14 protein-coding genes are annotated in these 12,668 nt (G+C 64.4%); 3 read left to right on the top strand and 11 right to left on the bottom strand.

Annotation, left to right across the window (positions count from 1 at the left end; genetic code table 11):
* Positions 1-13 precede the first annotated feature (13 nt).
* From flgL to flgB, 11 genes are all read right to left on the bottom strand, one after another.
* Positions 14-1,297: a flagellar hook-associated protein FlgL gene (flgL, locus tag QM470_RS14925; RefSeq protein WP_283339808.1), complete on the bottom strand. Its 1,284-nt coding sequence runs from the start codon at positions 1,295-1,297 to the stop codon at positions 14-16.
* 17 nt (positions 1,298-1,314) lie between these two features.
* Entirely contained in the window at positions 1,315-3,297 is a 1,983-nt protein-coding gene (gene flgK / locus QM470_RS14920) for a flagellar hook-associated protein FlgK (RefSeq protein WP_283339807.1), read from the bottom strand.
* A gap of 12 nt (positions 3,298-3,309) precedes the next feature.
* Positions 3,310-4,293, bottom strand: a complete 984-nt coding sequence (gene flgJ / locus QM470_RS14915; protein ID WP_280012804.1) for a flagellar assembly peptidoglycan hydrolase FlgJ — start codon at positions 4,291-4,293, stop codon at positions 3,310-3,312.
* Positions 4,290-5,435: a flagellar basal body P-ring protein FlgI gene (locus QM470_RS14910; protein ID WP_066541706.1), complete on the bottom strand. Its 1,146-nt coding sequence runs from the start codon at positions 5,433-5,435 to the stop codon at positions 4,290-4,292. The genes flgJ and QM470_RS14910 overlap by 4 nt, the downstream gene beginning before the upstream one ends.
* Before the next feature lie 21 nt (positions 5,436-5,456).
* Positions 5,457-6,200, bottom strand: coding sequence for a flagellar basal body L-ring protein FlgH (locus QM470_RS14905; protein ID WP_283339805.1), 744 nt, complete (start codon positions 6,198-6,200; stop codon positions 5,457-5,459).
* A 126-nt stretch (positions 6,201-6,326) separates the two neighbouring features.
* On the bottom strand, positions 6,327-7,109 hold the full coding sequence (gene flgG / locus QM470_RS14900) for a flagellar basal-body rod protein FlgG (protein ID WP_066541708.1): 783 nt from the start codon (positions 7,107-7,109) through the stop codon (positions 6,327-6,329).
* Positions 7,110-7,152: 43 nt separating this feature from the next.
* Positions 7,153-7,890: a flagellar basal-body rod protein FlgF gene (gene flgF / locus QM470_RS14895; RefSeq protein WP_280012800.1), complete on the bottom strand. Its 738-nt coding sequence runs from the start codon at positions 7,888-7,890 to the stop codon at positions 7,153-7,155.
* Between the two features lie 33 nt (positions 7,891-7,923).
* The gene (flgE, locus tag QM470_RS14890; RefSeq protein ID WP_283339804.1) at positions 7,924-9,168 is read right to left on the bottom strand and encodes a flagellar hook protein FlgE; all 1,245 of its coding nucleotides are present in this window, start codon (positions 9,166-9,168) and stop codon (positions 7,924-7,926) included.
* Positions 9,169-9,203: 35 nt separating this feature from the next.
* Entirely contained in the window at positions 9,204-9,851 is a 648-nt protein-coding gene (locus tag QM470_RS14885; protein WP_280012796.1) for a flagellar hook assembly protein FlgD, read from the bottom strand.
* A 29-nt stretch (positions 9,852-9,880) separates the two neighbouring features.
* A complete protein-coding gene (gene flgC / locus QM470_RS14880; RefSeq protein WP_066541713.1) occupies positions 9,881-10,285 on the bottom strand; it encodes a flagellar basal body rod protein FlgC in 405 nt (134 codons plus the stop codon).
* 30 nt (positions 10,286-10,315) lie between these two features.
* On the bottom strand, positions 10,316-10,741 hold the full coding sequence (gene flgB, locus QM470_RS14875) for a flagellar basal body rod protein FlgB (RefSeq protein WP_066541818.1): 426 nt from the start codon (positions 10,739-10,741) through the stop codon (positions 10,316-10,318).
* 208 nt (positions 10,742-10,949) lie between these two features.
* Here flgB and flgA point away from each other — a divergent pair, with 208 nt between their 5' ends.
* From flgA to QM470_RS14860, 3 genes are all read left to right on the top strand, one after another.
* On the top strand, positions 10,950-11,687 hold the full coding sequence (gene flgA, locus QM470_RS14870; RefSeq protein WP_283339803.1) for a flagellar basal body P-ring formation chaperone FlgA: 738 nt from the start codon (positions 10,950-10,952) through the stop codon (positions 11,685-11,687).
* A gap of 91 nt (positions 11,688-11,778) precedes the next feature.
* Positions 11,779-12,099, top strand: a complete 321-nt coding sequence (flgM, locus tag QM470_RS14865) for a flagellar biosynthesis anti-sigma factor FlgM (protein ID WP_280012792.1) — start codon at positions 11,779-11,781, stop codon at positions 12,097-12,099.
* Between the two features lie 141 nt (positions 12,100-12,240).
* Positions 12,241-12,621: a hypothetical protein gene (locus tag QM470_RS14860; RefSeq protein ID WP_066541719.1), complete on the top strand. Its 381-nt coding sequence runs from the start codon at positions 12,241-12,243 to the stop codon at positions 12,619-12,621.
* Positions 12,622-12,668: the final 47 nt, after the last annotated feature.

Below are 12,668 nucleotides of genomic sequence, written 5' to 3'. Positions count from 1 at the left end.
GAAGCCCGCTCCATCAGTTGATGAAATTGAACAGCGACAGCTTCTGGATGGAAGCGTAGGACTGCATGGCAGCCGATACCGTCAGCTGCTGGTTTTGCAGCAGGGACAGCGCTGCAATGTATTCCGAGTCGTTCATGTCTTCGGCGGCGGCGCGCTGGCCTTCCATCTGCTCGTTGCGTGCCAGCAGGGTCTTGCCGATGCGGTCGGACTGTTGCATCAGATCGCCGGCATAGCTGCGCACCGTCGAGACACGGTTCATGGCGGTGTCGATTTCGGCCTGCACCTTGGCCAGGCCGTGGGCCAGTTCGCCGAAGGCGGTGGTGCCATCCATCTTGCCGCTGTTGCGGGAGGCGGCAATGGCGCTGTCCAGCACCGAGAACAGGTCGGTGCGTTCGCTTTGCTTGACGGTGAAACCGTCGCCGTTGGCCGGTACGCCGGTGATGGTCAGGTCCATGCCGCCCACGCGGATGGCGTCACCCGACTTGTAGGCCAGGTTGGTCATGGGGTTGCCTGCCGTGTCGTTGACCGGGTTGCCGGCGCTGTCGACCACGCTGTAGGTGGTGGTGCCGCTGGCATCGACCGTGAACTGGATGGTCTGCGGGCCCACAAAGGCGGCGGCGGCCGATGGGTCCTTGATGGTGCCGACATTGCTCCAGGCCTTGCCGGTGTTGGGGGTGTAGGTGGGCGGGGTGGTGGCCGGGGTCACTTCGACGCCCAGTTCCACGGCCAGCACGCCGTTGCCGGTGGAGCCGCTCATGAAGGCCAGGGCGCCGTCCAGGGTGCTGGCGATGCCGTAGTCGCTGCTCGACTGCTGGCCGGCCTGGCCGTCATACTGGTACTTGCCGGAGATGACCTGTTCCTGGCTGTCCAGACCGCGGAACAGGGGCAGGCCGTTGCTGTCCTTGCGGTTGGCGTAGCCCAGGATCTGGTTGCGCAGGCTTTCCATTTGCTGCACCAGGGCATCGCGTTCGGTCTGGGTGAAGCTGCCGTTGCCGGCCTGCACGGTCAGGTCGCGGAAGGACTGCAGCGCGTCCACCATTTCGCCCAGGGTCGATTCGCCGTAGGTGATGGTGGCGGTCTGCGCGTCCAGCGCGCGCTGGTCGGTGTCCAGGCGCGACAGGCGGGTGCGGGCACGTTCGGCCTGGGCGGCGCCGACGGGGTCGTCGCTGGCGCGCAGGACTTTTTTCTTGGCCGAGACATGCTCGATCTGGTCGGCCAGCTCTTTTTGCTGCTTGCTCAACATGTTCACGGTGTTCGCGTACATGGTGGCCGTGCTGTAACGGTTGACGTTCGCCATGGAAAGCTCCTACAGAATCAGTTGTTGACGGCGTTGAGCACGCTGTCAAAAAGGCTTTGGGCGATCTGGATCACCTTGGCCGACGCCTGGTAGGCCTGCTGGAACTGCAGCAGGCGGGCCGCTTCCTCGTCCTGGTTCACGCCGGAGACCGCGGTGCGTTCGTTTTCCAGGCTGGCCGCCACATTGGCCGACAGCTCGGCGGCGTACTGGGCGCTTTGGGTGCGGGTGCCGACCACGGCCATGGCCGAGGAGAAGCCGTCGGTCAGCGTGGTGCCGTTGTCGAAGATCTTGGCATCGCGCAGGTCCAGGAAGGCCGTGGCGTTGCCGGAGTTGCGCTTCCAGGCGTCGCCCAGCGCGGGTTCCAGGGCATTGCTCACCTGCACGGTGTCGCCGGTCTTGGGCGTGCCGTTCAGCGTGATTTGCCAGCCGTCGATGTTGATGGGCTTGCCCGATTGGTAGGGCTGGGGGCCCGACAGGTTGCCGGGGTAGTCGTAGGTGATGGCGCCCGTGCCGGGATCGACGGTGAAGGTGATGGCCACCGGGGTGCCGATGGGCGGCACACCCGTGCCCGTGGACTTGAGCTGCAGCAGCTGCAAGGTGCCCTGGTTGTCCTGGCTGATGGCCGCCGACACCGGGTTGGACACGGCCAGATCGTCGGGCGTGTAGACCAGGGCCTTGATGTCGCTGGCGGCGGAGCTGAAGGGCTTGAACAGAATGCTCTGGCCTTGTGCTCCCGAGTTGGCATCGGCATCCAGCGAGAAGGTCAGGCCGTCGACCGTGAAGGTGGACGAGCCGGCGGTGGGGCCGGCGGCATAGCCGAGTGCAGGGTCGGTCAGGGCGCGGGTCTTGCCGTCCGACAGGCGCACGATCTTGGTGTCGGTCGGGTGGCTGGCACCGAACACGATTTTGTAGTCCGAGGCCACCAGGGCATGGGTGTCGGTGAACGCGACCGAGGCCGAGGGCGTTCCCAGGTCGTAGCCGGGGATGTTGCTGTAGCCCGGCATGCTGGTGGGCAGGGCAAACAATTCGGTGCCGGGCACGCCGCTGAGCGTCAGGCCCAGCTGGTTCTGCTTGTTCAGCTCGGTCCCGATGGACAGCGCCAGGCGGCCCATCAGGTTGCGCCCTTCGACCAGGTCTTCGTTGTTGAACTTGAGCAGGCCCGCAATCTCGCCGCCCGCCACCATGCCCGCCGTCAGTTCCACCTTCTCGCCATTGGGCTGGCTGAAGTACAGCGACAGCTTGCCGCTGCCGGGGTAGTTGGTGGATTCGCTGACGCTCAGCTGCGCGGCGCTGGCGCCCAGCACCAGGGCCTGGCTGCCGCCCACGAACAGGTTGATGCTGCCGTCATCGGCCGCCACCTGGGTGGTCTTGACGTACTGGTTGATCTCGCGGACCACCTGGTCGCGTTGGTCCAGCAGGTCGTTGGGGCTGTGGCCGGCGGCCAGGGCGCGGCTGATCTGGGTGTTGAGCGTGGCCACCTGGGTGGCCAGGCTGTTGACCACGGTCACATCGTTACCGATCTGCTGCTTGGTGACGTAGTCCTGCTCTTCCAGCGCCGTGGACGAGGCGCGAAAGCGCGATGCCAGCTCGGACATGCGGGTGAGCACCACATTGCGCGCTGTGGAGTCGGTCGGCGAGGTTTCCAGGTCGGCAAACGCATTCATCATGTTGGTGATGGCGGCACCCAGGCCTGCGTCACCACCGGCGTAGACGTCCTGCATCTGCGTCAGCGACTGGGAGCGTGCGGCATCGGCGGCGCTGGCGGCGTTGGCCGCGTTGGATTGCTTGTTCAGCAGCTCGCTGTAGTTGCGCATCACCGTAGCGACGGACACCCCGTTGCCGATGTAGCCGTTGCCCCGGTTCTGGCCGGCGACGGTCTGCAGCGCCACGGTCTGGCGCGAATACCCCGGCGTGTTGACGTTGGCAATATTGTGGCCGATGGTCTGCAGGGCAGCCTGGTTGGCCGTCAGGGCCGAGACTCCGACATTCAGTAAGCTCATGTTGGCGCTTCCTTAAGCTTGGTTGCTGCGCTGCACGGCCACGGCACTTTCGATGGCGCGGGTCAGCTTGTTGGCGTATTGGGGATCGGTGGCGTAGCCCGCTTGCTGCAGGGCCTTGGCGTAGGCATTGGCCGAGCCGGCGCTGGCCACGTTCTGGGCCTGTTCGTAGCGCGGGTTCTCGGTGATCAGGCGGGCGTAGTCACGGAACGACTCTTCATACGAGTCGTAGGCGCGGAACTTGGCCTTGACCTTGCGGGGCACGCCGTCGATGTATTCGGTGGTGGTGACTTCGGCCACCTTGCCGTTCCAGCCCTTGCCGGCCTTGATGCCGAACAGGTTGAAGGAGTTGCTGCCGTCGGCATTGCGGATGGCGCTCTTGCCCCAGCCGGTTTCATGGCCGGCCTGGCCCACCATGAAGCTGGCGGGAATGCCGCTTTCCTGGGCCACGCGCTGCGCGGAGGGCAGGTGCGCCTGGACAAAGCTGTCGCGTCCCTTGGGGGGCGGTGCATAGGCGTCCACCGCCGGGGTGCTGCCCTTGCTCCAGCTGCTGCTGCTCAGGCTGGTGGCGGCCCGGCTCTGGCTGGCAAAGCTGAGGGTGGACGTCATGCTGAAGTTGCGCTGCGCCAGGGCGTTGTCATCACCCAGCAGGCTGGACAGCTCGCCGGTCACATTGGCGGCGGCGAGGTTGTCCTTGCCGATGGAGCGCGAAATCTGGGCCGTGATGGCATCGCTCAGGCCGCGCGGCATGCCGGACATGGCGACCGACATCTGCTGGTCGTACATGTCGTTGGCCAGGCTGGTGGCCGAGTTGTCCAGCAGGCCCGACTTCATGGTCGCGTCGCGCATGCTCTTGATCATCTCGCGCATGAACAGCGATTCGAGCTGCTTGGCCGCTTCGCGTGCGGCCTTGGGATCGTTCGACTGGGTCTTGAGCGAGTTGAGCGACTGGACGTCACTGACCAGCGCGTTCTGGGCGTTGAAGGAGAGGGAGCTCATATCACCTCCAGTTCGGCGTTCAGTGCGCCGGCGGACTTGATGGCCTGCAGGATGGCCAGCAGATCCTGGGGAGTGGCCCCCAGGGCGTTGAGGGAGCGCACCACGTCGGACAGCTGGGGCGAGGCGGGCATGTTGATGACCTTGCCCGGCTCTTGCGAGACCTGGATGGAGGCTTTTTCCGCCACCACTGTCTGGCCTTGCGAGAACGGGCCTGGCTGGCTGATGACGGGGGTGGAATTGATGGTGATGGCCAGGTTGCCGTGGGCAATGGCGCAGGGACCCAGGGTCACGGCCTGGTTCATCACGATGGAGCCGGTGCGGGCGTTGATGACCACCTTGGCCGCCGGCTTGCTGTTTTGCAGCGTCAGCTCTTCGATGTCGGCAATGAAGCTGACCCGGGCGCCCGACAGCTCGGGGGCGCGCACTTCCACGGTACGGCCGTCCAGCGCTGTCGCGGTGCCTGCGCCGTGGCGGTTGTTGATGGCCTTCACGACCTGGCTGGCCATCTGGAAATCCGAGGCGTTCAGGCCCAGACGGATGGTGCTGCCTTCGTTGAGCGGCGTGGGGATGGCGCGTTCCACCTGGCCGCCCAGCGGAATGCGGCCGGCGCTCAGGTGGTTGATCTGGACCTTGGAGCCGGCCTGGGAGGCCCCGGCACCGCCCACCACCATATTGCCCTGGGCCAGTGCGTAGATTTCGCCGTCGGCACCGCGCAGCGGGGTGACGATCAGCGTGCCGCCCTTGAGCGACTTGGCGTTGCCCATGGAGGACACCACCACGTCAATCTGCTGACCGGGCTGGGAGAAGGGGGGGAGCTCGGCGGTGACGATCACGGCCGCCACGTTCTTGAGCTGCAGACTGTTCATGTTGGCAGTCGCCGGCAGCGTGATGCCCATTTGCTGCAGATAGTTCGCCAGCGTCTGCGTGGTGTAGGGCATCTGCGTGGTCTGGTCGCCCGTGCCATCGAGGCCGACCACCAGGCCATAACCGGTCAACTGGTTGCTGCGTACGCCTTGCACGGCAGCCACTTCCTTGATGCGCACGGCCTGTGCGGGCGGTGCCAGCATGCTGCCGCACAAGGCAGCGAGCAGGAAAATGCCGTGAGCTGTGCGGAACTTGGGAAGTGTGGACAGTACTTTCATACTGCCCAATTCTGGAGAGGATCAGAACGGCATAAAGTTCAAAAAGAACGAGGACAACCAGCCAATTGACTGGGCTGATCCCTGCTGGCCGCGGCTGCGCGACTCCACGCGCACATTGGCCACCTGGGTGGAGGCAATCACGCTGTTGGGCTGCAGCATATAGGGGTCCACGGTGCCGGTGAAACGCAGCACATCGACGTTGTGGTTCACGCCGATCTGCTTCTCGCCCGCCACGATCAGGTGGCCGTTGGGCAGCACATCGATGACGGTGGTGGTGATGGAGCCGGTGAAGGCGTTGGCGCTTTCGGTGCCGCCGGCGCCGGAGAACTTGTTGTCGCTTTCCATGCCGGCGCCGAGCTTGCCCAGGATGCTGGCGCCGGGCTTCATGAACGGAATGGCGCTGACGCTGGAGTTCATCTCGTTGCTGCGGTTGACGCTGGACGACTGCTTCTGGCTGGCGGTGACCTTTTCCGTGATGGCAATGGTCACGATATCGCCCACCAGGCGGGCCTTGCGGTTTTCAAACGGCGGGCGGTAGCGGTTGCTCTGGAACAGGCTGCCGGTCGTGGTCGCAGACGGGGCGGGCGCGGTGATGGCGGCGGCCGTCAGCGGCTGGGTGGGCAGACCCATTTCCACCGGCGGTGGATCGTTGAAGGCGCAGCCGCTCAGGACCAGGGTGGCGCCGATCCAGATGCTGGTGCGCAGGGGCGGGCGGCCAGAGGTCGGGCGGTGCGACAGCAGCGAAAAACGGGAGGGCGTGGTCATGGCAGGTATTCCATTCGCAAAATCAGGAGTGGCTTGAGCAAGCACCACAAGGTTTTCAAGGTGGACTTCACCTGAAAACCTTGCTGGATGCGCTGAAGCAGCTCACTTAATAAGAGAGCTTGAGAATCAGAGCTGCGAGAGCTTGGCCAGCATCTGGTCACTGGTGGAGATGGCCTTGGAATTCATTTCGTAGGCACGCTGGGTCTGGATCATGGCCACCAGCTCTTCCACCACGTTCACATTGGACGATTCCAGAAAGCCCTGCATCACCGTGCCCAGATTGTTGGAGCCGGGGGTGCCCGCCTGGGGCGTGCCCGAGGCCGGGGTTTCACGGAACAGGTTCTCGCCCAGCGGCTCCAGGCCGGCGGGATTGATGAACGATGCCGTATTCAGCTGACCGATCTGCTGGGGGGTGGCGCTGCCGGACACCGTGACTTCCACCAGGCCGGTCTTGCTGATGCTCAGGCGGGTGGCGTTGGCCGGCACCGTGATGCCGTCCAGCAGCGGGTAGCCGCCGGCGGTGACCAGCTGGCCGGTGCCGTTCTTGCTGAAGGTGCCGTCACGGGTATAGGCCGTGGTGCCGTCGGGCATCTGGATCTGGAAGAAACCGTCGCCACTGATGGCCACATCCAGGTCCTTGCCGGATTCCAGCGGTGTGCCCTGGGTGAAGTTGCGGGTGGTGGCCACGGTGCGCACGCCCAGGCCCAGGTGCATGCCGGTGGGCAGGGTGTTCTGCTCGTCGGCCTGGGAGCCGACCTGGCGCAGGTTCTGGTAGATCAGGTCTTCGAACACGGCGCTCTGGCGCTTGTAGCCGGTGGTCGAGACGTTGGACAAGTTGTGCGAGACCACGTCCATGTTGGTCTGCTGGGCCTGCATGCCGGTCTTGGCAATCCACAGGGAATTCATCATGGCAAGGGTTCCTTCCGTATTCGGTGTGTGGGCTGCGCGCGGATCAGCCGTTCATGCTCAGCAGCTGGCTGGCTGTCTTGTCATTGCTCTCGGCCGTTTGCAGCATCTTGATCTGCTGCTCGAACTGGCGCGAGGCGGCGATCATGCCCACCATCTGTTCGACGGCGTTCACGTTGGAGCCTTCCAGGGTGCCGGCCACCAGACGGGCGTTGCCGTCGTTGGGCAGGTCGCCGTCTACACCACGGAACAGACCGTCATCGCTGCGCTTGATGGCTTGGTCGGCCGTGGGGGTGACCATCTTGAGGCGGCCGATGCTCATGGGCGGCTGGTTGGGCAGCGTGGCCACCACGGTGCCGTCGGCGCCGAAGTTGAGCTTGGCGTTCTGGGGAATGTCGATGGGCGTGCCGCCATCGGACAGCACGGGCAGGCCGGTGGCGGTGACCAACTGGCCCTGCTCGGTCACTTCCAGTGCGCCGTTGCGGGTGTAGGCCTCCATGCCGTCCATGCCCTGCACGGCAAACCAGGCATTGCCACGGGCCATGAGGTCGGTGTTCTTGCCGGTGGTCATGGCCGGGCCGGGGGTTTGCAGGTGGCCGGACGTGGCGTCCAGCGCAAACACGCGGGTGGTGGAGCCCTGGCCTTGCACGGGGACCGAACGGAATGTGGTCATTTCCGAGCGGAAGCCCGTGGTCGAGGCATTGGCCAGGTTGTTGGACAGCACCGCCTGCCGCTGGGCAGCGGCGTTGGCACCGGTCATGGTGGTGTAGATGATGCGGTCCATTACAAACTCCTAGTTGCGCGTGTCGGGTTGCGCTTAGCGCAGGTTGACCAGGGTCGAGAAGATCTGGTCCTGGGTCTTGATGGTCTGGGCGTTGGCCTGGTAGGCGCGCTGCGCGGTCATCATGTTCACCAGTTCGGCCGTCAGGTCGACGTTGGACTCTTCCAGCGCATTGCCCTGGATATCGCCAAAGCTGCCGCTGCCGGCCGATCCATAGACGGCGGGGCCGGAGTCATTGGAGGCAAGCCAGTTGTTGTTGCCGTCGGGGATCAGGCCCTGGGAGTTGGTGAACTTGGCCAGGGCGATCTGGGCTTCGGCGCGGGTGACGCCGTTGGAGTAGGACGCCATCAGCGTGCCATCCTTGGAGACGTTGACGCTGGTCAGTTCGCCGGAGGCATAGCCGTCCTGCGTCAGCTTGGCCACGGACCAGGCGCTGCCGAACTGGGTGGCCTTGGTCAGGTCCATCTTCACCGCGAAGGGGCTGGCGGCACCTGTGGTGGGGTTGATGGTCAGCTCGAACGGGTCGGTGGCCGCTGCGGGGGGCGCCGGCGTGGCGCTGGCCAGGGTGCCGTCGGTGTTGAAGGTCAGCGTGCCGATGGGGTCGGTGGCCGTCAGGCTGTCATAGACCTCCCAGCTGTTGGGGCCGGTCTTCTCGAAGTACACCGATGCAGGGTGGGCCACGCCCAGGCTGTCATAGACCTGCAGCGAGGTGCCGTAGGTGGCGCGCGGTGTGGGTTCGATGGGAGGGGTGGCCGAGGCATCGCCTGCCGCCAGGTTGGCGCGTGCATCCAGGTTCAGGATGCCCGCCACGCTGGTGGTCTGCTTGGCTGGAATGGGGGCGCCGGTGGGGAAGGTCAGTTCGGTCAGGGCCACGCTGTTGCGCTGGCCGGTGAGGGGGTCCACGGTGTAGCCCATGACCTTGTCGCCGTTCACGGTCTGCAATTCGCCGTTCTTGGTCAGCTGGAAGTTGCCGGAACGGGTGTAGGCCATGCCGCTGGAGGTGTTGACCACGAAGAAGCCATCGCCATTGATGGCCATGTCCAGACCGTTGTTGGTCGGAACGATCACGCCCTGGCTGAATTGCTGCGACACGGCGGCCACGCTCACGCCGATGCCGGCGTTGCTGCCGCTGGCGGCGCCCATGGCGCTGGCCACCATTTCATTGAACTCGGCACGCGAGGACTTGAAGCCGGAGGTGTTGCTGTTGGCGATGTTGTGGCCGATGACGTCCAGGTTCTTGCTGGAGGCGTTCAGGCCGGAGAGACCGTGATAAAAACCCATGGTGTGTGCTCCTCGAAGAGATGTGATTCCCGGTCTTAGAAGACCGACTTGACGCCGCTGTAGTCGACGGTGGCACCGCTGCCCAGCTCCAGCATCAGCTTGCCGTTGCTCACCGTGGCGGCGACGACGTTGCTGGCGGTCAGTGGCGTGACCTTGACGGTGCTTTCCGCGTTGGTGGCCTTCACGCTGTATTGCAGCTGCGACTTGTCGCCGGTGTATTTGCTGCCGTCCCAGGTGAAGTAGTTGCGGCCGGCATCCAGGCCGGTCATCTCGACCGTGTCCACCAGCTCGCCCGAGGCGTTGGAGATGGTCACGGTCACGTTCGCCGCCTTGCCGGCCAGCTCGAAGGCGGCCGTGGCCTGGCCTTCTTCGGTCACCGCCAGACCATTGCCCTCGGTCAGCACGGTGTGACCGATCAGGCTGCTGCCTTGCAGCATCTGCATCTGGTTGAACTGGCTGGTCACGCTGGAGACGGTGTCGTTGAGCTTTTCGATGCCGCTCACCGTGCTGATCTGCGCCATTTGCGAAGTCAGCTGGGCGTTGTCCATGGGGTTGGTGGGGTCCTGGTTCTTCAGCTGGGCCACCAGCAGGGTCAGGAACTTGTCCTGCATTTCCTGCGCGGAGGTCGCACCGGAACTGCTGGAAGAGGAAGAAGAGCTGTTGGAGCTGACGCCGTTGATCATGGGGTCCTACTTTCTGGTGCTGCGGGCGGTTACTGGCCCAGCTGCAGCGTCTTGAGCAGCAGCGTCTTGGCGGTGTTCATCACTTCCACGTTGTTCTGGTAGGAGCGGGAAGCGGAAATCATGTTGACCATCTCGTCCACGGCATTGACGTTGGAGTGGGTCACATAGCCTTGTTCATCGGCCAGCGGGTGCTCCGGGTTGTGCACGCGGCGGCCGGGGGTGTTGTCTTCCTCTACGCCCACCACTTTGACGCCGGCCGAGCCGTCCTTGCCCATGGGGGCGGTCTGGAAGACCACTTCGCGGGCCTTGTAGACATCGCCGTTGGGGCCGGCGACGGCATCCACGTTGGCCAGGTTGGAGGCCACGACGTTGAGGCGTTGCGACTGGGCGCTGATGGCGCTGCCCGAGACGCTGAAGATGGAGAACATGGACATGGTGGGTTCCTATTCCTGGCGGTGCGTGGATTACTGGCCGGTGATGGCGCTGAGCATGGTCTTGGACGAACCGTTCAGGAAACGCAGCGTGGCTTCGTAGCGCACGGAGTTGTCCACGAAGTTGGCGCGTTCGCGGTCCAGGTCCACGGTGTTGTTGTCCATGCTGGGCTGGGAGGCGATGGAGTAGCCCAGCGTGGAATCCTGGTTGTGCCCGGTCTTGGCGGCAGGCAGCGGAATGTGCTGGGCGTGGCTGACGCTGCCGGCGCGCTGCTGCTGCATCTGGGCGGTGGGCTGTTCGGTGGCCTCACGCAGGGTCTTGCCAAAGTCGAAGTCGCGGGCCACGTAGCCCGGTGTGTCGGCATTGGCGATATTGCTGGAGAGCATGCGCTGACGCTCGGCGCGCAGCACCAGTGCGTTGCTGTGGAAATTCAATCCGCCGGTCATTTTGTCGAGCATGTGTTCCTCTCGCTTGCAATAGATGGCATCCATGCATCGACAGGACGCAGGAAGTGGGCTGATTATGGAAATCGGGTGGTTTTTCTAAAGCGCGAAGAACTGGGGGTTGGGCCTGCAGTTCCAGGGTTTGCGCGCAGGCATCTGGCTCTACATTGCTGGCATCGCCTCGAAAGGGTTCGGGGCTGTCTGATATGAAAGCCTGTTCCTGATGTCCATTGCCCGCCGTGTTGCCGTCTCTGTCGCCACTTTCTGCAGCAAGCAGGGCGTGCTGGCGGCAGCGTGCGTGCTGGCTGCGGTGTCAGTGCACGCTCAGAGCGTGGAGCAGGTCAGCCAGCAATGGCTGAACAACGCGCTGGCGCAAGGCAGCGCTTCGCCGCAGGAAATGCCTTTGCGCCTGGAGGTGGAGCTGGGAAGACTGGATCCCCGCCTGAATCTGGCGCCGTGCGCCCGCATGGAGCCTTATCTGCCCAACGGCTCCAAGCTGTGGGGGCGCACCCGCATCGGTATCCGCTGCCTGGAAGGCAGTCGCCTGTGGAATGTGTTCATGCCTGTCACGGTCAAGGCCTGGGGTCCTGCCTGGGTGCTGACCAACAATGTCACCCTGGGGGACGTGCTGAGTCCCCAGGACGCCATGCAGTCCGAGGTGGACTGGGCGGCGGAAACGGCCGCTGTGATCGCCTTGCCGGACGACTGGGTCGGGCAAAGCGCGGCCCGCTCCCTGAGTTCGGGGCAGACCCTGCGCCAGGGCATGGTCCGGGCGCCGCAGCTGTTCAAGGCGGGATCGCCGGTCAAAGTGGTGGCTGGCGGCACAGGATTTCAAGTGACTTCGTCTGGCCAGGCACTTTCTGCCGGAGGGCAGGGGCAAGCCGTACGCGTTCGCATGGATAATGGCCGGATTGTCTCCGGTACGGTCAATGCGAGAGGGGAAGTCGTCGTCAACCAGTAGGTGGACGCCGTTTCGAAAAGAAACACTCAAGTTTTCCGGCACCCCGCCGATAGACTGGATATCAAGCCCGCAAGCGGGCACTGGAGCACACATGAAGGTCGGACAAAACGCAGAGCGGCTGGCACAGCTGCAACAAACCCAGATTCAAGCCGCGGCAGACAAAAAGGCCGGTACGGCCGGTGAAGCCCTGCAGCGCACCACCCAGACCGCCGCGGCCGGCGTGCCGGTGACGGTGTCGGATTCGGCGCGTTCACTCGATGTGAATGCCAAAAACCAAGGCGACATTGATGTTGCCAAGGTGCGCGCCATGCGTGAAGCCATTGCCAACGGCACGTTCTCGGTGAATGCCGGCGCCGTGGCCGACAAGCTGCTGGGCGATGCCAGCGACTTCCTGCGCCCTGTCGCCCGCTGAGATCTTCGCCCACCGGCGGCTGCGGCCCGCTCTTGCATGTTCTGCCTTCCGACCTTCGGCAGACCTGCATCGGCGGGCTTTGGCATTTCTGGCCCGGTGCCGCACAATGCACTCATTTTCTGACGGACGGAATATCGCGCTATGCAACTTGAAGAAGCCTTGAACCATGTGGAAAGCCAGGTCCAGCTGATGGCCGCCTCGTTGACCGGTCAGGAAGGTGTGCCAGCTCCCGATGTGGTGAGTGAGCGCTTGCGCAGCTGCATGGTGGCTTTTTCCGGGCTGGCGCAGAATTTCACGCCCGAGCAGTTCACCCCGGCATTGCGCCAGCGCATGCAGGTCATCTCCCAGACCCTGGCCCTGCAGCGCGAACATCTGGTGCGCATGGGCGCCATCACGGCACAGCAGGCCCAGGTCCTGGTGCCGCAGCAGCGCGATGGCCACACCTACGGGGAGATGGCGTCGACGGCCGCACCGCAAGGCGGACGGGCGGCGGTTTCCAAGCTCTATCACATCAGCGGCTGACGCTTCCAGCGCCTGAAAACGCAAAAGCCAGCGCTTGCGCTGGCTTT

It is taken from the genome of Comamonas sp. 17RB, assembly GCF_030056555.1.
Classification (GTDB): domain Bacteria; phylum Pseudomonadota; class Gammaproteobacteria; order Burkholderiales; family Burkholderiaceae_C; genus Comamonas; species Comamonas terrigena.
This window is presented reverse-complemented; position numbering and strand designations above follow the sequence as displayed.